The sequence below is a fragment of the Pyruvatibacter sp. HU-CL02332 genome (assembly GCF_040362765.1).
Taxonomy (GTDB): Bacteria; Pseudomonadota; Alphaproteobacteria; order CGMCC-115125; family CGMCC-115125; genus Pyruvatibacter.
Genome location: NZ_BAABWK010000002.1, coordinates 124,879 through 145,107 on the forward strand (window position 1 = coordinate 124,879; position 20,229 = coordinate 145,107).

Annotated in this window: 20 protein-coding genes; 10 read left to right on the top strand and 10 right to left on the bottom strand. The window is 58.3% G+C overall.

The annotated features are described in order from the left end of the window. Nucleotides 1-4: 4 nt before the first annotated feature. From ABXH05_RS11230 to motA, 5 genes are all read right to left on the bottom strand, one after another. Nucleotides 5-784, bottom strand: a complete 780-nt coding sequence (locus ABXH05_RS11230) for an arginyltransferase (protein ID WP_353561089.1) — start codon at nucleotides 782-784, stop codon at nucleotides 5-7. 33 nt (nucleotides 785-817) lie between these two features. Beyond that, on the bottom strand, nucleotides 818-2,674 hold the full coding sequence (locus ABXH05_RS11235) for an SLC13 family permease (protein ID WP_353561090.1): 1,857 nt from the start codon (nucleotides 2,672-2,674) through the stop codon (nucleotides 818-820). Nucleotides 2,675-2,743: 69 nt separating this feature from the next. Continuing rightward, nucleotides 2,744-3,277 carry an RDD family protein gene (locus tag ABXH05_RS11240; RefSeq protein ID WP_353561091.1) on the bottom strand — a complete coding sequence of 178 codons (534 nt, stop codon included), beginning with the start codon at nucleotides 3,275-3,277 and terminating at the stop codon, nucleotides 2,744-2,746. An 89-nt stretch (nucleotides 3,278-3,366) separates the two neighbouring features. Next, complete coding sequence (locus tag ABXH05_RS11245; RefSeq protein ID WP_353561092.1) at nucleotides 3,367-4,308, bottom strand: flagellar motor protein MotB; 942 nt, start codon at nucleotides 4,306-4,308, stop codon at nucleotides 3,367-3,369. A gap of 41 nt (nucleotides 4,309-4,349) precedes the next feature. Continuing rightward, a complete protein-coding gene (gene motA, locus ABXH05_RS11250; RefSeq protein WP_348140817.1) occupies nucleotides 4,350-5,210 on the bottom strand; it encodes a flagellar motor stator protein MotA in 861 nt (286 codons plus the stop codon). Nucleotides 5,211-5,438: 228 nt separating this feature from the next. Between motA and ABXH05_RS11255 the strand changes: the two genes are divergently transcribed. Continuing rightward, nucleotides 5,439-5,921, top strand: a complete 483-nt coding sequence (locus ABXH05_RS11255; RefSeq protein WP_353561093.1) for a flavin reductase family protein — start codon at nucleotides 5,439-5,441, stop codon at nucleotides 5,919-5,921. 2 nt (nucleotides 5,922-5,923) lie between these two features. Here the strand turns inward: ABXH05_RS11255 and ABXH05_RS11260 are convergent, their stop codons facing one another. Continuing rightward, a complete protein-coding gene (locus ABXH05_RS11260; protein WP_353561094.1) occupies nucleotides 5,924-6,421 on the bottom strand; it encodes a MarR family winged helix-turn-helix transcriptional regulator in 498 nt (165 codons plus the stop codon). 54 nt (nucleotides 6,422-6,475) lie between these two features. After that, the gene (locus ABXH05_RS11265) at nucleotides 6,476-8,878 is read right to left on the bottom strand and encodes a penicillin acylase family protein (RefSeq protein ID WP_353561095.1); all 2,403 of its coding nucleotides are present in this window, start codon (nucleotides 8,876-8,878) and stop codon (nucleotides 6,476-6,478) included. Between the two features lie 131 nt (nucleotides 8,879-9,009). Between ABXH05_RS11265 and ABXH05_RS11270 the strand changes: the two genes are divergently transcribed. Next, nucleotides 9,010-9,891 (top strand): NAD(P)-dependent oxidoreductase, encoded by an 882-nt coding sequence (locus tag ABXH05_RS11270; RefSeq protein ID WP_353561096.1) that lies wholly within the window; start codon nucleotides 9,010-9,012, stop codon nucleotides 9,889-9,891. Nucleotides 9,892-10,253: 362 nt separating this feature from the next. On the opposite strand, the gene hemB is transcribed toward ABXH05_RS11270, so the two are convergent. After that, nucleotides 10,254-11,246 carry a porphobilinogen synthase gene (gene hemB / locus ABXH05_RS11275; protein ID WP_353562384.1) on the bottom strand — a complete coding sequence of 331 codons (993 nt, stop codon included), beginning with the start codon at nucleotides 11,244-11,246 and terminating at the stop codon, nucleotides 10,254-10,256. A gap of 134 nt (nucleotides 11,247-11,380) precedes the next feature. Here hemB and ABXH05_RS11280 point away from each other — a divergent pair, with 134 nt between their 5' ends. Continuing rightward, nucleotides 11,381-12,034 (top strand): class I SAM-dependent methyltransferase, encoded by a 654-nt coding sequence (locus ABXH05_RS11280; RefSeq protein ID WP_353561097.1) that lies wholly within the window; start codon nucleotides 11,381-11,383, stop codon nucleotides 12,032-12,034. A 13-nt stretch (nucleotides 12,035-12,047) separates the two neighbouring features. Here ABXH05_RS11280 and ABXH05_RS11285 read toward each other — a convergent pair whose 3' ends face one another. Next, a complete protein-coding gene (locus tag ABXH05_RS11285) occupies nucleotides 12,048-12,329 on the bottom strand; it encodes a TMEM165/GDT1 family protein (RefSeq protein WP_353561098.1) in 282 nt (93 codons plus the stop codon). A 241-nt stretch (nucleotides 12,330-12,570) separates the two neighbouring features. On the opposite strand from ABXH05_RS11285, the gene ABXH05_RS11290 reads away from it, so the two are divergent. The 5 genes from ABXH05_RS11290 (at nucleotide 12,571) to ldtR (ending at nucleotide 16,847) form a co-directional block, all read left to right on the top strand. Continuing rightward, nucleotides 12,571-13,710: an isobutyryl-CoA dehydrogenase gene (locus ABXH05_RS11290; protein ID WP_353561099.1), complete on the top strand. Its 1,140-nt coding sequence runs from the start codon at nucleotides 12,571-12,573 to the stop codon at nucleotides 13,708-13,710. Nucleotides 13,711-13,718: 8 nt separating this feature from the next. Continuing rightward, nucleotides 13,719-14,759, top strand: coding sequence for an enoyl-CoA hydratase/isomerase family protein (locus tag ABXH05_RS11295; protein WP_353561100.1), 1,041 nt, complete (start codon nucleotides 13,719-13,721; stop codon nucleotides 14,757-14,759). Nucleotides 14,760-14,779: 20 nt separating this feature from the next. After that, entirely contained in the window at nucleotides 14,780-15,670 is an 891-nt protein-coding gene (gene mmsB / locus ABXH05_RS11300; RefSeq protein WP_353561101.1) for a 3-hydroxyisobutyrate dehydrogenase, read from the top strand. 96 nt (nucleotides 15,671-15,766) lie between these two features. Beyond that, complete coding sequence (locus ABXH05_RS11305; protein WP_353561102.1) at nucleotides 15,767-16,198, top strand: globin family protein; 432 nt, start codon at nucleotides 15,767-15,769, stop codon at nucleotides 16,196-16,198. A 136-nt stretch (nucleotides 16,199-16,334) separates the two neighbouring features. Further along, nucleotides 16,335-16,847: a transcriptional regulator LdtR gene (gene ldtR, locus ABXH05_RS11310; protein ID WP_348141142.1), complete on the top strand. Its 513-nt coding sequence runs from the start codon at nucleotides 16,335-16,337 to the stop codon at nucleotides 16,845-16,847. A 19-nt stretch (nucleotides 16,848-16,866) separates the two neighbouring features. Here ldtR and ABXH05_RS11315 read toward each other — a convergent pair whose 3' ends face one another. Beyond that, a complete protein-coding gene (locus tag ABXH05_RS11315; protein WP_353561103.1) occupies nucleotides 16,867-17,646 on the bottom strand; it encodes a DUF1295 domain-containing protein in 780 nt (259 codons plus the stop codon). Nucleotides 17,647-18,042: 396 nt separating this feature from the next. On the opposite strand from ABXH05_RS11315, the gene ABXH05_RS11320 reads away from it, so the two are divergent. Both ABXH05_RS11320 and ABXH05_RS11325 read left to right on the top strand, forming a co-directional pair. Next, complete coding sequence (locus ABXH05_RS11320) at nucleotides 18,043-19,389, top strand: L,D-transpeptidase family protein (protein ID WP_353561104.1); 1,347 nt, start codon at nucleotides 18,043-18,045, stop codon at nucleotides 19,387-19,389. Nucleotides 19,390-19,398: 9 nt separating this feature from the next. After that, nucleotides 19,399-20,166 carry a glycerophosphodiester phosphodiesterase family protein gene (locus ABXH05_RS11325; protein WP_353561105.1) on the top strand — a complete coding sequence of 256 codons (768 nt, stop codon included), beginning with the start codon at nucleotides 19,399-19,401 and terminating at the stop codon, nucleotides 20,164-20,166. Nucleotides 20,167-20,229 lie beyond the last annotated feature (63 nt).

Sequence of the window (20,229 nt, forward strand, 5' to 3'; positions counted from 1 at the left end):
GCAATCAGGCGTTGGAAGTGGTGTCAGACGGAGGTGCGAGGGGTGCCCAGCCATCCATGGTAAGGGCCTCCAGCGGCTGATATTTGGCCTTGTAGGCCATCTTCCGGCAGTCATCTATCCAGTAGCCCAGATAGACATAGGGCAGACCCATTTCGCGGGCTTTCTTCACATGATCCAAAATCATGTAGCTGCCCAGGCTGCGGGCTGATTCTGATGGGTCGAAAAAGCTGTACACCATGGACAGACCATCATCGATGACGTCCGTGACGGACGCGCCTACAAGCTTCTGGCGGCCCAGCGGTTCCTGGGTTTCATCGGTCAGGTCAGACCTGGTCCAGTATTCAAAAATGAGCGTGTCGACGGTGGTCTCTTCCACCATGGCGGAGAAGTCGTCCTCGTCCATGTCCGACATGCCGCCATTGGCGTGGCGATCCTGAAGGTAGGTGTGCAGCAACTCGAATTGGGGCTCGGTGGCAATCGGCTCACGGGGCACGCGTTCGAGATCCGTGTTCTTCTTGATGATGCGGCGTTGAGACGTGGAGGGTGCAAATATATCGACGGGGATGCGAACAGAGACGCAGGCTGAACATCCATCGCAAGCGGGCTTGTAGGCAATGGTCTGGCTGCGCCTGAAACCGGCACCGGTGAGCATGGAATTGATCGTATTGGCGTCCACATCGAGGAGATGGGTGAACACCTTTCGCTCAAGCTTTCCTTCCAGATACGGGCAGGGGGCTTCAGCGGTCAGATAAAATCGCGGGGCGGTTTTGCCCGGGTGTGTCACGTAAGGCTCCGAGTCATGCAGGACATGGTCACTCTACAGACCATAATACCATGGTGCGAAGAGAGAAAAAGCAAGCCACAGAATGATCACCAGTGGCGCGCCTGCCTTCATAAAGTCCGAAAATTTGTAGTGACCCGGACCAAGGACCAAGAGGTTGGTCTGGTAGCCCATGGGGGTGGCGAAAGAGCAGTTGGCCGCGAAGATCACAGCATAGACAAAGACCATAGGATCGACGCCTAGCCCGTTTGCCGTGCTGATGGCGATGGGTACAAACAGAACGGCGGTTGCGTTGTTGCTCAGGACGTTGGTGAGGATGGCCACCAGCAGGAAGAACACGGACAGCACCACTGCCGGCCCCAGAGACGCAAACACAGTGATAACCTGCTGGGCGATATAGGTTGCCCCGCCGGTCATTTCCAACGACGTGCCAAGAGCAAGAGCTGCACCCACCAGCAGGAAAATCTGCCGGTCGATGGCACGTGAACCCTGACGGATGTTGAGGCAGCCTGAGGCGATCATGGCGAAGGCGCCAAGAACGGCAGCAACGGCAATGGGAACAATGCCAAAGGCAGCTGCTGCGACCGTGCCACCAAGAATGATCTGCGCCTTGCGGGCGTTGCTTAGGTCTGGAATTTCGGTCGCAGACCACTCAAGCAGCAGGACGTCGCGGCTGGTACGCAGACCGCGCACGCTTTCGCGGGTACCGACAATCAGCAGCACGTCACCGGCCTCAAGACGTATGTCGCTCATCCGGGCACGGATCATACGGCTGCGGCGCTGAACACCGAGTACGATGCAATCGGTTTCCATCCGGAAACCCGCCTGTTCTACATTGCGACCGATAAGGCGCGAGCCCGGGGCAACGATGCTTTCGGCGAGCATGAGGTCGCGAACCGGGCGCTGCTCGTCCCCGTCGTCAGGGTCACTGGGGCCGCCATCCTGATGGATCAAGCCCTGAAAAATCTCAGGGTCCTGCTTGAGGGACTCAGTCAGCGTCGCGCGGGTGGCCGCGATGATCAGTGTGTCGCCCGGGCGCAGAACCAGATCTTCAAAGGGTGGCAGAAATGCATGCTCGCCGCGTTGAACCATGCGGACTGTGATGTTCTTGAGGGCCGGAAACATGCCGCCGGTGGCTTTGCTTCCAACCATTGGGTGGCCATAGCCCAATTGAAGCTGGGCAATGAACTGTTTGCCTGAGCCTTCCATTTCCTGCGCGAGATTGGCCCGAGAGGGAAGCAGTCGGGGCAGGATGCCAGCCACATACACAATGCCGACGGCGGCAAGGAACATGCCCGGTATGGTGAAGTCAAAAAAGCCGATGCGGTCCATTCCCGCTCGCTCGGCAGCACCGGAGGCCAGCAGGTTGGTGGATGACCCGATAAGCGTGGTCATGCCGCCGAGGATCGACGCATAGGAGAGCGGGATCATCATCTTGGAGGATGAGACCGCTGCCTTGGCTGCAAGGGCACTGACGACCGGGATGAAGATCACGGCGACGGGCGTGTTGTTCATGAAGCCTGAGACAATCAGGACAACCACAAGCATGACGCCGAGGGTGAGGTAGGGCGCGCGTGTCGCGTTTGCATTGCTGAGCTGGGCCAGGTCTTCAAGGGCGCCGGTCTGGAACAGGCCCTGACCGACCACCAGCAGCGCCAACACTGCGATAAGGGCAGGGTCCGCAAACCCGGCCAGCAGCACGCGGGCATCCAGAAGGTTGTTACCAGCGCCAACTTCGACCGGGAAGATATGGAAAAAGGCAAGCAACCCCGCGACAAGCGCAAGGGATGTCAGCTCAAGGGGAATGTCTTCCGAGGCATAGGCGGCGATGGCCACGATGATCGCAGCAAACACCACCCACATCTGCCAGACGTGAGAAAAATCGGCCTCCATAGGCCGCATCTAGGCATGGAGGAGGACGAAAGCCAAGCAGCGTTTTTGCTTGTTTTGTGGGGGAATCTTCTAGTGAGAAATCACCTGCGCATCGGGCGGAATGCTGGACGGCGAGTTAATGACAACCGTTCCAATCAGATAGTCATGCAGACAGCGTCGGCGTTTGTTGAAGAATGGGAACAGGAATAAAATGATGGTCGTTGACCAGGAGAGATAGAACACCAGCGTCTGCAATGCGCCCTGCAGATACTCAGGCCGTGCGCCGTCCCATGTCCGGACCTCGATACCCATGAAGCGCATGCCCGGAGTGGCCGAACTCGGACTGCCAATGGTGAAGGTGAAATAGGCCAGCCACATAAGCGGCGTTGCAAATGGCAGGGCAGCCCAGGCCAGTCCGAACGTCAAAACGCCAAGCACCACGAAGACAATCGTGAGAAATACGGTGGCGACCGCCAGAAGGAGCCAGTCAATGACGAAGGCCATAAAGCGCTTTTTCAGGATACCGTCGAACAGCTCCGGGTAGCGATCCGCATCAATATGGATGGCGTCGGCACCAGAGGCATCTCGCCAGTGTACCGGACCTGCGCGGTCAACCGTCGTCATTCACGTCTCCTGAAATCCACGTTCGTTAACGTAAAATGGGGACCGAGAGAACGAAGTGCAATAGGGGCGGTTTAAGAGAGTAGTTTCGCCTAGCGCATCTGGCTTGGCGGCAGAACCGGGGCTTCGCGCAGCAACACAATGGAAATGCGCCGGTTTGCAGCCATAAACGGGTCTTCCGGGAACAGCGGCTCGGAATCCGACTTGCCGGCAACCTGATAGACGCGATTGCCATCAAGGCCGTTTTCCATAAGCACACGCCGCGCGGCATTGGCACGCTCGGAGGTGAGTTCCCATGCGGTGTAGTCGTCGCCGGTGCTCATGGGCGTTGAATCGGTATGACCACCGATGGTTATGCGGTTGGGAAGCAGATTGAGCGTCTTGCCAATGGCGTCCAGCAGGACCCGGGTGCGCTCGTAAGGCACAGCGCTTTCGGCCGGGAACATGGACCGGCCTTCCTGGTCCACAAGCTGGATACGCAGGCCTTCGGGTGTTTCATCAATGATGATGTGCTTGGAAAGCTCTGCGAGTTCCGGCAGATCATTGAGGCTCTGTCGGATCGACATTTCAGCGCGTGCGAAAGAACGGGCTTCCTGTTTTGCTTCGCCATTGTCGATCAGCAACTGGCTCTCATGAGCCATTTCAGCGCCATCTTCTTTCTTGTCGCCGATTTGGCCTTCACCAGGTGTCTCGCCCTTGTCCTTGCCTTCGTCTTCCTTCTGTGCCGGCGGGGCGATGGAGACGACAACAGCTGTGATCGCGCCGCCTTCCTTGGCACCGCGGCTGTCATGGGCTGTACCGGCGAGAATGCCACCGGAGCCTGAGTTTGAGCGGCTGATGTTTGGGGGCGCGAAGTAATCTGCCAGCCCGTCTTTTTGCTCGGGCGTGGTCATGGAGATCAGCCACATGAGCAGGAAAAAGGCCATCATGGCGGTCACGAAGTCGGCGTAGGCGATCTTCCACGCGCCACCGTGGTGGCCGTGTGCGGCTTTCTTGACCCGCTTGATGATGATCGGCTGTTCGTTGCTCGACATGTGTGCGCCTTGATCCTTCTGGCGTGGCGGTCAGGTGCGGCCTAGACAGGCTGCAGCGAGCCTGTGCGTTCTTCGAGTTCAGCAAATGTGGGACGCGTGTCGCTCAGCAGGGCCTTGCGGCCGAACTCCACAGACACCGCAGGCGGGTATCCGGAGAGATGCGCGAGCAGGGCTGCCTTGATGCACTGGAAGTATTTGGCTTCCGCGTCATAGGTGTGCTTCAGCGACGCGGTCATCGGCGCAAAGAAGCCATAGGCCACGAACACGCCGAGGAAGGTACCCACAAGGGCACCACCAATGAGCTTACCGAGAATTTCCGGCGGTTCGTTGATCGAGCCCATGGTTTTGATCACGCCCAACACGGCGGCCACAATCCCCAGAGCCGGTGTGCCATCTGCCAGCGCCTGCATGGCGTCGATCAGGTGGTGGCGTTCTTCGTGATGGGTTTCTAGTTCCTCATCAATGAGCGCTTCAAGCTCGTGCGGATTTTCCGTGCCAAGAGTAATCAGCCGGATGTAGTCGCAGATGAAATCGACCGCGTGGTGATTGTCCATGACGGTGGGAAACTGTTTGAAGATGTCTGAGTCATGTGGATTTTCCACGTGGGCTTCCAGCGCCAGGTTGCCCTTGGCCTTGGCCAGCTTGAAGAACTGGAACAGGCAGCTGAGGAGCTCCAGATAGGATTCCTTGTTATAGGGTGATCCCTTCATGAGCGCGCCCATGGCGCCGCCCATCTGTTTGATGACGTGTCCCGGATTGGCAATGATGAAGGCGCCCATGGCGGCACCCAGAATGATCACGCCTTCGAAGGGCTGCCAGAGCACATAGAGCTTGCCGCCCATGGCCGCGTAGCCGCCCAGCACGCAGACAAACACAGTAATAATGCCGATAATCAGTTTCATCGCGCCGACGGTCCCAACCGAGTACTACGCCTCCGCACCCTGTGTGCTGAGACTTTTGCTGACATAATCTGAAGGGAAGTGTCCCCAAATCGCGTTAACACGCGGTTGAGGTTGATAAGCGTGGTTAATGCTTTGCTAAAGCAGCAGGTTGCCACTAACCAAAGCGTCGCCTAGAACGGCACAAATGCTTGCATTCCCGCCCAACGCCCATCCTCAGGCAATTCCTTTATGACCGACAATTCTCGAGATTTTCGTAACGCGCTTGGTTGTTTTGCGACCGGTGTCACTGTTGTGACGACACGAAAGGCGGATGGCACCCCTGTAGGGATCACCGCCAACTCCTTTTCGTCGGTCTCGCTGGACCCGCCTTTGGTGCTGTGGTGTATCGATAAATCCTCGGACACGCTGGCGGATTTTGATGCGGCAGGGCAGTTCGCCATTAATGTTCTGAGTGCTGAAGATATGAATGTCAGCAACGAGATGGCCAAACCGGGCCGTCATTCCATGGAAGAACATGTGGGCGGCAAGGGCGCCAAGACGGGGCTTCCTGTGGTGGAGACGGCGCTTGCTACCTTCGAGTGTGACGTGGAGAGCCGCCACGATGCGGGCGACCACATCATCATGGTTGGCAGGGTTGTTGGTTTCACCTCCACAACTGAAGGTGACCCGCTGCTCTACTTCCGCAGCAAATATGCGACGGCTGCCAAGTAGGCTTATCCGCCGGTTTCGTCTTTCAGCTTTTTGAGATTGTCCCGCATGGCGGTCAGCACTTTGACCGCGTGGGCATAGTCCTTTTTCGATACGCCTTCGATGGCGCGGGCGTGGATCATCGTGAACACACCCTGACCCAGAAACTTCACCGAGTGAAAATAGGGCGTGAGCCAGACCTGCTTTGAGCGGCGATCCGTGGGGTGGGGGCGGCGCTCCACAAGTCCCTGCTGCACCAGTTCATCCACATGGGCTCCGACCGAGACCTTGTGCATGACCATCTCATCGGCCAGCTCGGTCTGGGTGCGGCCGTCATTTTCCATGAGGAGGGCCACAACGGCTGATTGTCCCCGGCTCATGGGCATTCGACGGTCATATTCACCAGAGAGCAGACGCCCGAATTCCTGCAGAAGACTGGAAAATGCCAGCGCTTCTTCAATTTCCTTTTGATCCGGACGGGGGCCCGCCAGCGGAAGAGGAATCTTGGTGTCCTGGTCGCTCATGTTCCCACTATACCGACTTGGCGGCGTCGCGGAAAACAAACGCCCGCGCAGGCCCTAGTTGTGAGCCGGTCGCAATGTCAGCATGCCGATTGATCCCGTCTCGATTTCCGCGCGATCCGTGGTCATGCGAATGTGCCCGCCATCCGCCCAGAGCGTGGCGAATGTATCGTAATAGTCCGACGCCGGATTGCCGGACTGGCCCGTTGATATGATGTAGACGGAGTTGTTCATGTCATCGAAGTCAAAGACGGCGCGATAGCCCGCTGCATGAACATTGGCAAAGGGGCGGGCGCCGGACCCCGTCTGTCCGCGATTGACCGTGTACGGACCACCGGCGCTTGGGCGTTCGATATTGAAGATGTTGCGGACACCGGGAATGAAACCCATGGGCAGGTGATTGTTCACCACTGGGTGGGCATCACCCCAGTTCCACTTGCTCATGTCGTTGCCGTAGAGGTTGTTGAGGTCCTCAAGGCCCGCCGCAAGGGCGGTGCGAACTACATCCGTGCAGTGCTCGGTTTCAGTTGTTGTGGTGTTGTCGCACCAGCGTGCGGCCATCTCATCCCCGGAAAGGGCATTGAGGAGGAATGTCTCACGGCGGCGGCCCACACTATCTGCCAGCTCTCCAAGTTCATCCGCGTACAGTTTCTTGTGCAGCTGCTTCAGGGCGGCATGGAAGATCAAAGGCTGCGCAAGCTCCTTTTCCATGGTGGCATCCCAGTCGCGCAACAAGGCCTGTGCTTCTGCCATCTGGTCTGTTTCCGGTTCCACGCTGGTGAAGTAGGGGACCAGAAGAGCCGCCAATTCGGACTTGTTGTCGGCCAGCATGGCTTCAAAGCTTGCCACATCGTGCAGCCGCGTCGCCTCGATCATGTCCTCAATGCGGTTGGCCCGGTAAGGCCCATCCCAGCTTGAGGAAATGTAGTAGGGGAAATCATCCGCGATGATCTTGTTGTTGGCGGTCGCGATGTAGCCATGGGACGGGTTGATGACGCGCGGAAGTCCTTCGTGGGGGATCATGCCCAGCCAGTCATTGGCGGGATTGGCGCCGGACGCAGGCAGCAGTCCGCCGGTCTCATGCTCGTCGCTGCGCACAGGAACAGCAGCAGGGGCAATCATGCCGATGTTTCCGTCCACGTCAGCCACCACCATGCTCTGCATGGGCGACACCTGGAGGCGCGTAGCCTCGTCAAATTCCGCCACCGTGCGGGCCTTGGTGTAGCGGAAGCCCGCTTCAATGGTCGTGTCTTCGCTGGTGAGCGCCGTCCACTTGAGAGCAACGACCTGACCGTCGGCGACGACGTCGTCAAAGGTATCTGCAATGGCATCGAGGACAGGGCCATTGCGGGTTTCGCGTACCACAAGTGTTTCATCCGATCCCAGACGAACAACAATCTCTTCTTCGCGGATCGCAAAGTCCGCCCAGCCTTCAGGTGTCCGGTACTGCTCCGGGTTGTTCGGGTTTACGTCTTCAATCGCCATGTCCTGAGTGTCCGGACCGGTATTGGTGAAGCCCCAACCGATATGATTGTTGCGACCCAGTACGACGGACGGAATGCCAGGAATGGTAACGCCGATGACATTGCTGTCGCCGACACTCAGATGCGCGGCGTACCAGATGGAGGGTGCGAGCATGCCCAAATGTGGGTCGTTGGCCAGCAGAGGCTTCTGGCTCTTTGTCCATTTGCCATCCACCACCCAGTTGTTTGAGGCGCCGGGCGGACCCGTGTCGGGAATGGCGGCAATGATCCGCTCCAGGCCAAGCGTGCGATAGAGCGATGCGAGATCACGCACCGCCGGTTTGCTGTCGGCCGGGTAGGGCGGGTCAAAGGTCTTCATGTCTTCATCGTCCAGCACTTCCATGAGGCGGGTGCGCAGGACTTCCGAGAAGGCATTGCCGGACAGGCCGGCTGCCAGAAGCTTGACCATGCCGACCGAGTCAGCGGGCTGCCATGGTTCAGGTGTATGCATCAGAACCTGAAACTCCGGCGGATAAGGCCGGGTTGATTCAGACATGTAGGCGTTGACCCCGGCCGCATAGGCATCAAGCACCGCGCGAAGCTCCGGGGAGAGCACCGCAAGCGACCGTTCGGAATGCCCATAGAAATCCAGCGTGCGGATGATCTTGTCCGCGGGCAGGGCAGCGGAGCCAAACACTTCGGACAGGCGTCCCTGAACCACACGGCGGAAGAGTTCCATCTGCCAGAGCCGATCCTGCGCGTGGGAGACGCCTAGCGCGAATGCGGCGTCAGGGTCCGACTCAGCAAAGATGTGGGGAACGGCATGTTCGTCCCGAATGACCTCAACCGGGGCTGACAGGCCGGGCAAATCCATGGTGCCTGCGTAGTCCGGCACGGCACGCTCTGCGAGGCCGAGAAGCTGCAGCACCAGCAGGCCAATAACCACGGCCAGCGCGGCAAGCGTGATGGCTGCCCAGCGAAGTATCTTGATCGTCATGGCCTGCGGCCTCCCCACACCCTCGATATTTGATCCGGTGTACGTATTCCGGTCCCGAGTGGTTTCATGTTTAGTGCGCCCAATACATATGAGCGGCTCCACACATAGGAGCATTCCCCAGGAGATACCACATGGCACGCGTTGCGTTTATCGGACTTGGCGTTATGGGCTTCCCCATGGCCGGACATCTGGCCGAGGCCGGACATCAGGTAACGGTCTACAACCGCACCACCATCAAGGCCAAGCAGTGGCGTGAGGCCTACAAAGGGTCTCATGGGGGTTCCGGTGCGTGGACGCCCGCAAAGGCGGCAGCGGAGGCTGAGATTGTTTTCACCTGTGTGGGCAATGACGATGATCTGCGATCGGTGACCCTGGGGCCGGACGGCGTGTTTCAGACCATGCAGCCGGGCACGGTGTTTGTGGACCATACGACGGCGTCCGCCGATATTGCTCGCGAACTGGCTGCTGAAGCAGAAAAGCGGGGCTTTGGTGCCATTGATGCGCCTGTCTCGGGCGGGCAGGCAGGGGCGGAAAACGGTCAGCTCACCATCATGTGTGGCGGCGATCCCTATCACTACAAGACGGCGGAACCGGTCATGGCGGCCTATGCCAAGCAGTCGCGCCTGCTGGGGCCTGCCGGGTCCGGGCAGCTGACCAAGATGGTCAACCAGATTTGCATTGGCGGCCTTGTGCAGGGGCTGTCCGAAGCCATTCATTTTGCCCAGAAGGCCGATCTGGATGTGGCGGGCGTCATGGATGTCATCTCCAAGGGGGCCGCTCAAAGCTGGCAGATGGAAAACCGCTGGGAGACCATGAATGACGGCAAGTTCGATTTCGGCTTTGCCGTGGACTGGATGCGCAAGGACCTTGCCATCTGTCTGGCGGAAGCGGCCCGCAATGGAGCAGACCTTCCGGTCACCAAAATCGTCGATGGCTATTACGCCGAGGTGCAGGAGATGGGCGGCAATCGCTGGGATACCTCGAGCCTCATTGCGCGTCTCACCAAGGACTAGGCGTGCGTCACCGGCCTCGCGCCACCCGTTTGGGGCAAGGGCTGGCACAAAAGAGGGAAACGCTGCCATAGCGGGTCCTGTCCGTGTGTCCGTGTCCTGAATGTCCGTTGTCCGTGTCCGGTCAGACCGCCATGGCAACGCATCCCACGCCACCGGCCGGGGACTGACCAGCAGCGCACCTCACGCGGTTGAGACGCGAGGCTGTGAACAGGATACGGGTGGTCTGAGGGGCGGGGATAAGTTTTTGTTTTCCGGAACAGTCCGCATGGCCCCCACGGTCAAGCCGTGGCATGGCGGCGATATTTTATTGAAACCAAACAACGCCATTGCGCGGTTTAACCGGACAATCCTTTGAGCGCTTGCTACCCGTCCCGCAGCCGCTCTGCCACGTCCTTGGCAAAGTAGCTCAGCACGCCATCAGCGCCAGCGCGTTTGAAGGCCAACAGGCTTTCCATCATGACCTTTTCGCCATCCAGCCAGTTGTTCTGGGCAGCAGCCTGCAGCATCGCGTATTCGCCGGACACCTGGTAGGCGAAGGTGGGCATCTGGAAGGTGTCTTTCACCCGTGCCACCACGTCGAGATAGGGCATGCCGGGTTTGACCATCACCATGTCCGCCCCTTCTTCGATGTCCAGCGCCACTTCGCGCAGGGCTTCGTCGGTGTTGGCGGGGTTCATCTGGTAGGTGCGCTTGTCGCCCTTGAGCGCGCCCGACGACCCGACTGCATCGCGGAACGGGCCATAGAAGGCGGACGCGTATTTGGCCGCATAGGCCATGATCTGCACATCGGTGTGACCGGCATTTTCGAGCGCGTGGCGGATCGCACCGATGCGCCCGTCCATCATGTCGCTGGGAGCAATGATGTCGCAACCGGCTTCTGCCTGAACCAGCGCCTGGGTGCACAGCACCTGCACGGTTTCATCATTGAGGATGGTGTTGCCTTCCAACAATCCGTCATGGCCGTGGCTCGTATAGGGATCAAGCGCGACGTCGCAGAGGATGCCGATGTCCGGCACCTGGGACTTGATGGCCCGGGTGACCTGACAGATCAGGTTTTGCGGATTGAGGCCCTCGCTGCCGCGCTCATCGCGCAGGCCGGGTTCGGTGTAGGGGAAGAGGGCAATGACGGGAATGTCGAGGTCGGCTGCCTGGGCTGCCGCCTCAACGGCGAGGTCGACAGACAGACGATCAACGCCGGGCATGGTCGCCACGGGGTCCCGGACATTGTCACCATCGACCACGAAGATTGGCCAGATCAGATCATCAACGCTCAGCGCATTTTCCGCCGTCAGCCGACGGGTCCAGTCGCTTTTGCGATTGCGGCGCGGGCGGGTGGCGGGAAAACCGGGGGCCATCTGCTCGGGTGCATTGACCGAACGGCTGCCGATATTCTTGATGTTGGACGTCTTTGGATCTGTGCTCATATAACCTGCATAAAAGGCTATCGGCTTTCGGGCAAGTTTTTGGGGCACGGGTTGGGGTTGAGTGCATGCGGCTGCTAGAGCGCGACGAAATCATTTCTTTGTACAACCGGTTCGGCGCCAAACAGGACACTCAGGGCTGGTACGAAGACGAACCGCTGGCTGAGATGAAGCGCCACATGGCTTTCGATACCGCTGACAGCGTGCTGGAACTGGGCATGGGCACCGGTCGTCTGGCCCATGAGGTGGTGACGGAACTCACCCCCCGCGGCACGCGCTATATTGGCCTTGATCTGTCGCCGGTGATGGTCAATCTGGGGCGCAATCGACTGCGCCAGTGTGATCACGCCTTTGCCGTGGTGGGGGACGTGCGGGCCCCATTGCCGCTGAGAGACAACAGCGTCAGCCATGTCTATGCGGCCTATGTATTGGATATCTTCTCGGAAGATGAGATCCGGGCGGTCTATGACGAGGTGCGGCGGGTACTCAAACCCGGCGGCCTTTTCGGGGCTGTAAGTCTCACCGGTGGCTACTCGCCCCTGTCGCGCCTGACATCGAGCCTTTGGTCGGCCGTGCACAGATTGCGGCCCCAGGCAGTTGGCGGATGCCGCCCGCTCGAACTTCTGGCCTGTGTGCCGGACGAATTCGAGTTGGCCCATGCCTGCAAAAAGGTGGCGGGGGGTATTCCGTCTGAAGTGATTGTCAGCCGCAAACCGGCCTGACCACCGTTCACCTTCAGGCTTTGAAGTGTGTGAATACAGACCAGCTTCCGATCAGAATGAACCCGATGCCTGCCAGCAGTCTGATGGGCACCATGTCCAGATATTTGGCTGCGTAAGAGCCGAGCAGTACGGCGATACCTGTGGAGGCCGTCAGGGCAAGCGACGCGGCGGCAAAGACCAGCCACGGATTGAGGTCCTCATCGGTTGCAAACAGGAGCGAGGCCACCTGGGTCTTGTCGCCAAGTTCGGCAAGAAAGACGGTTATGAAGACCGGGATCAGGGCGTAAAGGCTCATTGATTGCTCCAATAATGGTGTTTGTGGCGGTGTCTGATCGTCCACTCAGATCTTTCGACGGTGTGTAGAGGATGGGCTGAGTCGTCTCAATCCCAGTGTTCCCCTTGGTCAATCCGGGCAGCCAATCCTGACAAATGCGGAGGCAATGATGGCGCGATTGCTCCGCGTTGACGCGCCAATGCGGCCTAGCTACACCCGTCATCACACAAACAAGAAAGAGCGGACGGGAGTAGGGCGGCAGATGGATTTTGCTCTGACGGAAGATCAAAGGGCTTTCTTCGACACGGCTTCAGATTTTGCTGCCAATGAACTGGCTCCCCATGCGGCTGAGTGGGACGAGAAAGCCATCTTTCCCGTGGACACCATGCGCAAGGCCGCAGCCCTCGGTTTTGCCGGCATTTACGTGCGCGAGGATGTTGGCGGGTCGGCACTGACCCGGCTCGATGCAGCGCTCATCTTTGAAGCACTGTCCCAGGGTTGCACCTCGACGGCCGCCTATATCTCGATCCACAACATGGCCGCGTGGATGATTGATACGTTCGGCAATGAGGACCAGCGCCAGAAGTGGCTGCCGAAGCTCACATCGATGGATCTCATCGCGAGCTATTGCCTGACTGAGCCAAGCGCAGGCTCGGATGCGGCTTCCCTCAAGACCAAGGCCGTGCGTGACGGCGACCACTATGTGATCAACGGCTCCAAGGCGTTCATTTCAGGCTCGGGGACGTCTGACGTGTATGTCTGCATGATCCGGACAGGGGGCGACGGCGCAGGCGGTGTGTCCTGTATCGTGGTGGAGAAGGGCACTCCCGGGCTGTCCTTTGGCGCGACCGAAAAGAAGATGGGTTGGAATTCGCAACCCACAGCCGCTGTCATCTTTGAAGACTGCCGCGTGCCCGTGGAAAATCTCATCGGCAACGAAGGGGACGGCTTCAAGATTGCCATGAAGGGTCTTGATGGCGGGCGCCTCAACATCGGTGCCTGTTCGATAGGGACTGCGCAGGTGGCACTTGATACAGCCATGGCCTACGCAAAAGACCGCCAGCAATTCGGCAAGGCGATTTCGACGTTTCAGGCGACCCAGTTCAAGCTCGCCGACATGGCAACTGAACTTGAAGCGGCCCGTCTTCTGCTGCGACAGGCGGCCACCAAGCTGGACCAGAAATCACCGGACGCCACCCAGCACTGCGCCATGGCCAAACGTCTGGCGACGGACACGGGCTTTGAGGTGGTCAATCAGGCACTGCAGATCCATGGCGGCTATGGATATCTCAAGGACTATCCTCTGGAACGGCATCTGCGCGATGTGCGGGTGCACCAGATCCTTGAAGGTACAAACGAAATCATGCGGGTGATCATCTCCCGCGAAATGCTGAACCGGTAGCTGAGTACATGTCTGAAGCTGAAATTCTTTTTGAGGTCAAAGGCGCTGCGGGTGTCATCACCCTCAACCGCCCCAAAGCACTTAACGCATTCACGCTGAACATGATGCACGCGCTGCATCCCCAGCTTATTGCCTGGGCGGATGATCCCAGGGTTGAACGGATCATCGTCAAGGCCGCCGGAGACCGGGCCTTCTGTGCGGGCGGTGACATCCGTGCCTTGTATGACTGGGGCACGTCGAACGACCCCATGGCGATTGATTTCTATAATCAGGAATACAAGCTCAACACTTTCATCAAGGAATACCCAAAACCTTACATCGCATTCATGGATGGCATCACCATGGGCGGCGGTGTGGGCTTGTCCGTACACGGATCACACCGTGTGGCGACCGAGAAAACGATGTTTGCCATGCCCGAAACCGGCATTGGCCTTTTTCCGGATGTAGGCGGTACATACTTTCTGCCTCGCACGCCGGGTCATACCGGTATGTGGCTGTCGCTCACGGGTGCTCGCCTTAAAGCTGCGGACGCGCTTTATGCGGGGATTGCGACCCATTACATGCCATCGGCGGATCTGGATGAACTGGAAGAGACCCTTTGCGCGTCCGGCGTCAATGTTAACGCCGCACTGACGATACATGCGTCACAGCCGGACGGCGGTTCACTTGAAGACCTGCAAGGTGACATTTCGCGGCTGTTCAATGGATCAAGCGTTGAGGATATTCTCAGTGCGCTTGATGCCGATGGCGGTGAGTGGGCGACCGCACAGGCATCTACCATTCGCACCAAGTCGCCAACGAGCCTCAAGGTGGCCCATCGGCAGATGGTGGATGGCGCAGACGCAGACTTCCGCACCTGCATGACAGTCGAATACCGCATTGTGTCGCGCATCATGAAGCGTCCGGATTTTTATGAAGGCGTGCGTGCCGCGATCATTGACAAGGACAACGCACCCAATTGGCAACCGGACACGCTGGAAGCCGTGAGTGACGACGACATCAACATGATCTTCGCCCCCGCTGATGGCGGCGATATTGACCTGGGCTAAACCGGGCAGGGGAGACACGTATGAGCACCATCGGATTTATCGGGCTTGGCAATATGGGCGGGCCTATGGCACGCAATCTGTTGAAGGCCGGCCACGACGTCACCGTGTTTGATCTCAGCGCGGACGCTGTTGCTGGATTGAAAGAGGCAGGTGCGTCCGTTGCTGCCAGTGCCGGTGATGCTGCTTCTGGAGTCGAGATTGTCGTCTCCATGCTTCCCGCCGGTCGTCACGTGGAAGCCGTCTATGGCGGTGACGATGGGGTCATTGCCCGTGCCGGGTCTGGAACGCTGCTCATCGACAGTTCCACCATTGATGTGGCCACAGCCCGCAGTGTAGCCGCCATGGCGACCGACAAGGGCCTGGCAATGGTTGATGCCCCAGTGTCCGGTGGCGTTGGCGGCGCGGAAGGCGGGACGCTCACCTTCATGGTTGGCGGTGAAAAAGATGATTTTGCCCGTGCGCAGCCAATTCTTGAAAACATGGGTAAAAATGTGTTTCACGCAGGCGGTGCCGGGAACGGGCAGGCCGCCAAGATCTGCAACAACATGCTGCTTGGCATCTCGATGATCGGCACGGCCGAAGCCTTCAACCTGGCTGACAAGTTGGGTCTCGATGCACAGACATTCTTCGATATTTCGTCCACGGCTTCAGGTCAGTGCTGGTCAATGACGAGCTACTGCCCCGCCGAAGGACCAGTCCCCACGTCGCCAGCCAACAATGACTACCAACCCGGCTTTGCTGCGGGAATGATGCTTAAGGATTTACGACTGGCGCAGGAAGCGGCTGCTCAATCCAAGGCACCAACGCCGCTTGGGAATGAAGCTGCATCGCTTTACGGCCTGATGGAAGCGGCAGGAAAAGACGGCCTCGATTTCTCCGGCATCATCAAGATGTTGCGCGGTGATTTGTAGGTTCAGGTGACCCCTCTTCTTATGCGTGCGGCCTAAGTTGTTATTCACGCTTTGCGGGTAATTTTTCTCCGAATGATACTTCGAGGGGAAAAATTCATGACGCCAGAACAAATTGAACTCGTGCAGCGCAGCTTTGCCAAAGTGGTTCCGATTGCAGCTAAAGCGGCTCAGATTTTTTACGGCAGGCTGTTTGAGATCGCGCCGGAACTGAAGCCGATGTTCAAGAGCAACATGGACGATCAGGGCCGTATGCTCATGTCCATGCTGGCGTCGGTCGTTGCCGGTCTTAACGATTTGGCAACCATCCTCCCCACGGCAGAGTCTCTAGCGCTCCGTCATCGCGACTATGGTGTTGTCCCGGAACAATACGAAACCGTCGGTGAGGCCTTGCTGTGGACTCTGGAGCAGGGGATTGGTGAAGACTTTACTACCGATGTCAGGGATGCATGGGTTGAAGCCTATGGGGCGCTCTCAGGCGCCATGATCAATGCTGCTGAGAATGCCGCTCTGCCGGTCGCCGCTGAGTAAATTGATTAAACTTTGAAATACATTGCGCCAGCAGTTTCGCGATCCATTAAGGCGGGACGCGTAAAGTTGCCACCGAGTTCGAGATAAATCCCGTCTAGAAAGGCGGGCTGGTATCGAAGAAACCGGGAGTATGAGTATGAATATGAGCGCTGCTGTGGCCGTTGATGAGACGCCGGAAACAGATGTATCCGCCCTCAAGGCCCATTACCTCGAAACGCTGACATTTGTGGAGCGGCTACACCGCTGCCTGCTTGATGTCATCAAGGACGAGCTTGATCGTATTGGCTGCGACGAGATCAACAGTGTGCAGGCATTGCTGCTGTTCAACATCGGCGATGCCGAGTTGACCGCAGGTGAGCTGCGGACACGTGGTCACTATCTTGGGTCCAACGTTTCCTACAATCTGAAGAAGCTGGTGGACACAGGTTACATCCACCACAAGCGGTCTGAAGCAGACCGCCGTTCAGTGCGTGTGAGCCTTACCGAGAAGGGTATGGAGATCAACGAACTGGTGGATGAGCTCTATGAGCGTCACCTGTTGTCTCTGCAGCCCGTTGGTGAAGTACGCGAAGACGACCTGTCGGTGATCAACACAACACTGCGCCGTCTTGAGCGCTTCTGGACAGACCAGATCCGCTACCGGCTCTAATTGCCTTCTTCCCCTGTCGCTACTTCCGGGGCGGCAGGGGAATAAACGCACTGGTCCGGGCCACATAGGCATCATAGCCCGGCCGGGACTGGTGCAGCCCACCCTCCAGCAGCGCCACACCGGAAATCTTCAAAATCAGCCACGTCATTACGACCGGTCCTACAACCGTCCACAGGTTTGCCGTGTCTGACGCCGCAATAAGGAACAGTCCCCACCAGATAAGCGTATTGCCGAAATAGTTTGGGTGGCGGGACCAGGCCCACAGGCCTTTGTCCATCACTGTGCCTTCATTGTCCTTGTCGCGCTTGAACGCGGCGAGCTGACTGTCAGCCAGGGACTCGCACATGAAGCCGGCGGTGAAGAAGACGACGCCCATGGCATCGAGCCAGCCCAAAGGGGCCTGTGCGTTGGCAATGCCAAAGATGACGGGAACACCGACCATGACGATCAACGCTCCCTGGAGGCCGAAGACGACATAGATGCTTTGCCATCTGAAATAGGGCCGGTTGCGGCGCATCGCCTGATATCGCTTGTCCTCATGGGGCTCTGAGAGCCAGCGCGACAAAAGGTAGATGCCCAAACGAAGTGCCCACAGGCTGGCGAAGCCCAAGAGTAATGTTGCCCGACCATGTTCCACATCGGCGGCCAGATAGGTGGTCCAGGCAACGACGCCAAAGCCGACCGGCCAGAAGGCATCGACGAAGCTGACATCATTGAGACGAAGACTGAGTAGCCACAGACCAAGTACGACAAGGCCGACAACAAGCAGATTGAGACCGATGAGACTTAGAGCCGTCAAAACTGAAATGCCTTTGGTCTGGCCGCTTGCGCGGGATGGAGGTCAAAGCGTTGCTGCAGGTCGTGCAGGAACGGTGCCTGTTTATGGTCGTAGGTGGCAGCTTGGCGACAAGATCGTGGTTAACAAACTATTACCTAGCGGGCTGGCGCAAAGGGCGCTAGATTTTTTCCCGTGGCTGCAGGCGCTTGGGGGAGCGATGTCGCCACGTCGCTTGTCGCAAATTGGCGGATGGAGTGGCATTTCTCGGTTGGCTCATGCCTGCGGGAACCGGGGGGTTTTCAGTGAACAAACACGCTGGTCCCCGTTGGGTTCCGTAGGTCTTATTGTTGCATGGAGTAGGGGAATTCTAAGGGTTTCCCCCCTCAAGCCGCCTATTAGAATTGGGATCGTTCCGTTTTGGCACGCACACTGATCAAGTCCGTCCTATTTGCTGCCACAGTCATGGCCCTTGGTGCCTTGGCTGCTGTTGCAGCCAATGCCGAGCCTGCGCGGTCCTACGATATTTTTGGCGACAGCCCCGCTGCTGCGCCGACAGCCCCTTCCAAGGACTATTCCGACCGCTCGTCTCCCAGCAGTTCCTTTGTGGATGACCCCTGGGCTGTTGACTGGATCGACCCGTGGGATGCGCCACGTCGCATTGAAGATTTTGAGAATGCCAAAGCACCGATGTCGGATGCACCCACGCTGGGTGATGCTGGCTACTGGCCGCTTCTGCGTGCCATCTCCATGTACAAGAACATTGTCGAGTGGGGTGGCTGGGACCGCATTCCAAAGACCGGCGGTAAGCTTGAAGAGGGCATTGTGGATGAGCTGCGTGTGCCGCTGCTTCGCAAGCGCCTTATTGCAACGGGCGACCTTACCGGTGCCGGTGGCAACCCAACTGTGTTCGATGCGGACGTCACGCGGGCCGTGCAGCGCTTTCAGTCACGCAACGGCCTTCTGCCGGACGGTGTCATCGGTCGCCGCACACTCGAAGCGCTCAACATGTCTGCGAAGGCACGTCTTGCGTTGCTTGAACGCAATCTCAAGCGCATCAACAAACTCTCCACCACACTTGGCGATCGCTACATCTTCGTGAACATCGCGGGCCAGAAACTCGAAGCTGTTTCAAACGGTCGGGTTGAACGTCGCCACCGTGTGGTGATTGGCAAGGTCGATCGTCAGACCCCGGAATATACGTCCAAGATTACGTTCCTTGCCTTCAACCCCTATTGGCACGTGCCGCAGTCGATTGCCCGCAAGGACATTCTGCCTCAGGTCCGTCGTGATCCGAGCTACCTCAAGCGGCTGAACATGCGCGTCTATCGCGGGTATGGCGGGCGTGAAGTCAATCCATACAATGTCAACTGGAACCAGGTGAACGAAAGCACGTTCCTGTTCCGTCAGGACCCGGGTCCGCGTAACTCCCTGGGCACGGTCAAAATTCACTTCCCCAATCCGCATGCAGTCTATCTGCATGACACGCCCTCCAAGAGCCTGTTCGGGCGCAACGTCCGTGCAAACTCATCGGGCTGTGTGCGTGTAGAGCATGTGCATGATCTGTCCACATGGATCCTCAAAGAGCAGGGCTGGGACCGCAAACGGGTGGATGAGTTGGTGGCCAGTGGTGCGCGCAAGGATGTGCGTCTGAAAAAGACAGTGCCGGTTTACATGCTCTATCTCACCGCGTGGGTGGACGAGCATGGTGTTGTTAATTTCCGCGACGACATTTATGGCCGCGACGGACGTCACGCTTCCCTCTAGACTCTGTGTATGAGTCGACCAGCAAAATTTGCTTATCTTGAGCATGACGGAATCCTGGCGTTTGCCCATCGCGGTGGCGCAGTGGATTTTCCTGAAAATACGATGGCGGCTTTTCAAGCGGCCGTGGATATGGGCTACCGGTACATAGAGACCGATGCCTATGCGACCCGTGATGGCGTGTTGCTGTCCTTCCATGATGACCGGCTGGACCGGGTGACCAATCAAAAGGGCGCGATCGAGGAGCTCGATTACGCAGAGGTCAAAACCGCGCTGATTGAAGGGCGTGAACCCATTCCCCTGATGGAAGACTTGCTGGGGTCATTTCCCGAAACCCGTTTCAACATCGACCCCAAACATGATGCCTGTGTGGTTCCGTTGATTGAGGCCATTCGACGGACCAATGCGGTCGAGCGCGTAGGGATCGGGTCCTTCTCTGACAGGCGCCTGCAGCAGATGCGAGACGCGCTGGGTCCAAAGCTGTGCACCAGTATGGGGCCTTGGGCCACATCGTGGATGAGATTTCGGGCCTGGGGACTTCCCATCGGCAGCTACAAGGCGTTTGGCTGCACACAGATCCCCGTGGTCCAGTTCGGTGTGACCCTTGGAAACAAGTCCTTTGTCGACACCTGTCACGCGAATGGCTTGCAGGTACACATCTGGACGATTGATGACCCGGTTGAAATGAATCGGTTGCTGGATATGGGCGTGGATGGGCTGATGACAGATAAGCCGGCGCTGCTCAAACAGGTGCTTGAGGAGCGGGGACTTTGGGCCTGACACCGGCCAGAGGTGGGTGACAGGGAGGCCAGATAGAAATTTCTGGCTTTTAAGCGCATTGGA

What these genes read in the sequence shown, in the direction of transcription:
- ABXH05_RS11325 (WP_353561105.1), top strand. Translation starts at nt 19,399, where the DNA reads ATGAGTCGACCAGCAAAATTTGCTTATCTTGAGCATGACGGAATCCTG.
- ABXH05_RS11235 (WP_353561090.1), bottom strand. Translation starts at nt 2,674, where the DNA reads ATGGAGGCCGATTTTTCTCACGTCTGGCAGATGTGGGTGGTGTTTGCT.
- ABXH05_RS11285 (WP_353561098.1), bottom strand. Translation starts at nt 12,329, where the DNA reads ATGAGCCTTTACGCCCTGATCCCGGTCTTCATAACCGTCTTTCTTGCC.
- ABXH05_RS11295 (WP_353561100.1), top strand. Translation starts at nt 13,719, where the DNA reads ATGTCTGAAGCTGAAATTCTTTTTGAGGTCAAAGGCGCTGCGGGTGTC.
- ldtR (WP_348141142.1), top strand. Translation starts at nt 16,335, where the DNA reads ATGAATATGAGCGCTGCTGTGGCCGTTGATGAGACGCCGGAAACAGAT.
- ABXH05_RS11255 (WP_353561093.1), top strand. Translation starts at nt 5,439, where the DNA reads ATGACCGACAATTCTCGAGATTTTCGTAACGCGCTTGGTTGTTTTGCG.
- ABXH05_RS11240 (WP_353561091.1), bottom strand. Translation starts at nt 3,277, where the DNA reads ATGACGACGGTTGACCGCGCAGGTCCGGTACACTGGCGAGATGCCTCT.
- ABXH05_RS11260 (WP_353561094.1), bottom strand. Translation starts at nt 6,421, where the DNA reads ATGAGCGACCAGGACACCAAGATTCCTCTTCCGCTGGCGGGCCCCCGT.
- ABXH05_RS11245 (WP_353561092.1), bottom strand. Translation starts at nt 4,308, where the DNA reads ATGTCGAGCAACGAACAGCCGATCATCATCAAGCGGGTCAAGAAAGCC.
- ABXH05_RS11265 (WP_353561095.1), bottom strand. Translation starts at nt 8,878, where the DNA reads ATGACGATCAAGATACTTCGCTGGGCAGCCATCACGCTTGCCGCGCTG.
- hemB (WP_353562384.1), bottom strand. Translation starts at nt 11,246, where the DNA reads ATGGCCCCCGGTTTTCCCGCCACCCGCCCGCGCCGCAATCGCAAAAGC.
- mmsB (WP_353561101.1), top strand. Translation starts at nt 14,780, where the DNA reads ATGAGCACCATCGGATTTATCGGGCTTGGCAATATGGGCGGGCCTATG.
- ABXH05_RS11270 (WP_353561096.1), top strand. Translation starts at nt 9,010, where the DNA reads ATGGCACGCGTTGCGTTTATCGGACTTGGCGTTATGGGCTTCCCCATG.
- ABXH05_RS11290 (WP_353561099.1), top strand. Translation starts at nt 12,571, where the DNA reads ATGGATTTTGCTCTGACGGAAGATCAAAGGGCTTTCTTCGACACGGCT.
- motA (WP_348140817.1), bottom strand. Translation starts at nt 5,210, where the DNA reads ATGAAACTGATTATCGGCATTATTACTGTGTTTGTCTGCGTGCTGGGC.
- ABXH05_RS11305 (WP_353561102.1), top strand. Translation starts at nt 15,767, where the DNA reads ATGACGCCAGAACAAATTGAACTCGTGCAGCGCAGCTTTGCCAAAGTG.
- ABXH05_RS11280 (WP_353561097.1), top strand. Translation starts at nt 11,381, where the DNA reads ATGCGGCTGCTAGAGCGCGACGAAATCATTTCTTTGTACAACCGGTTC.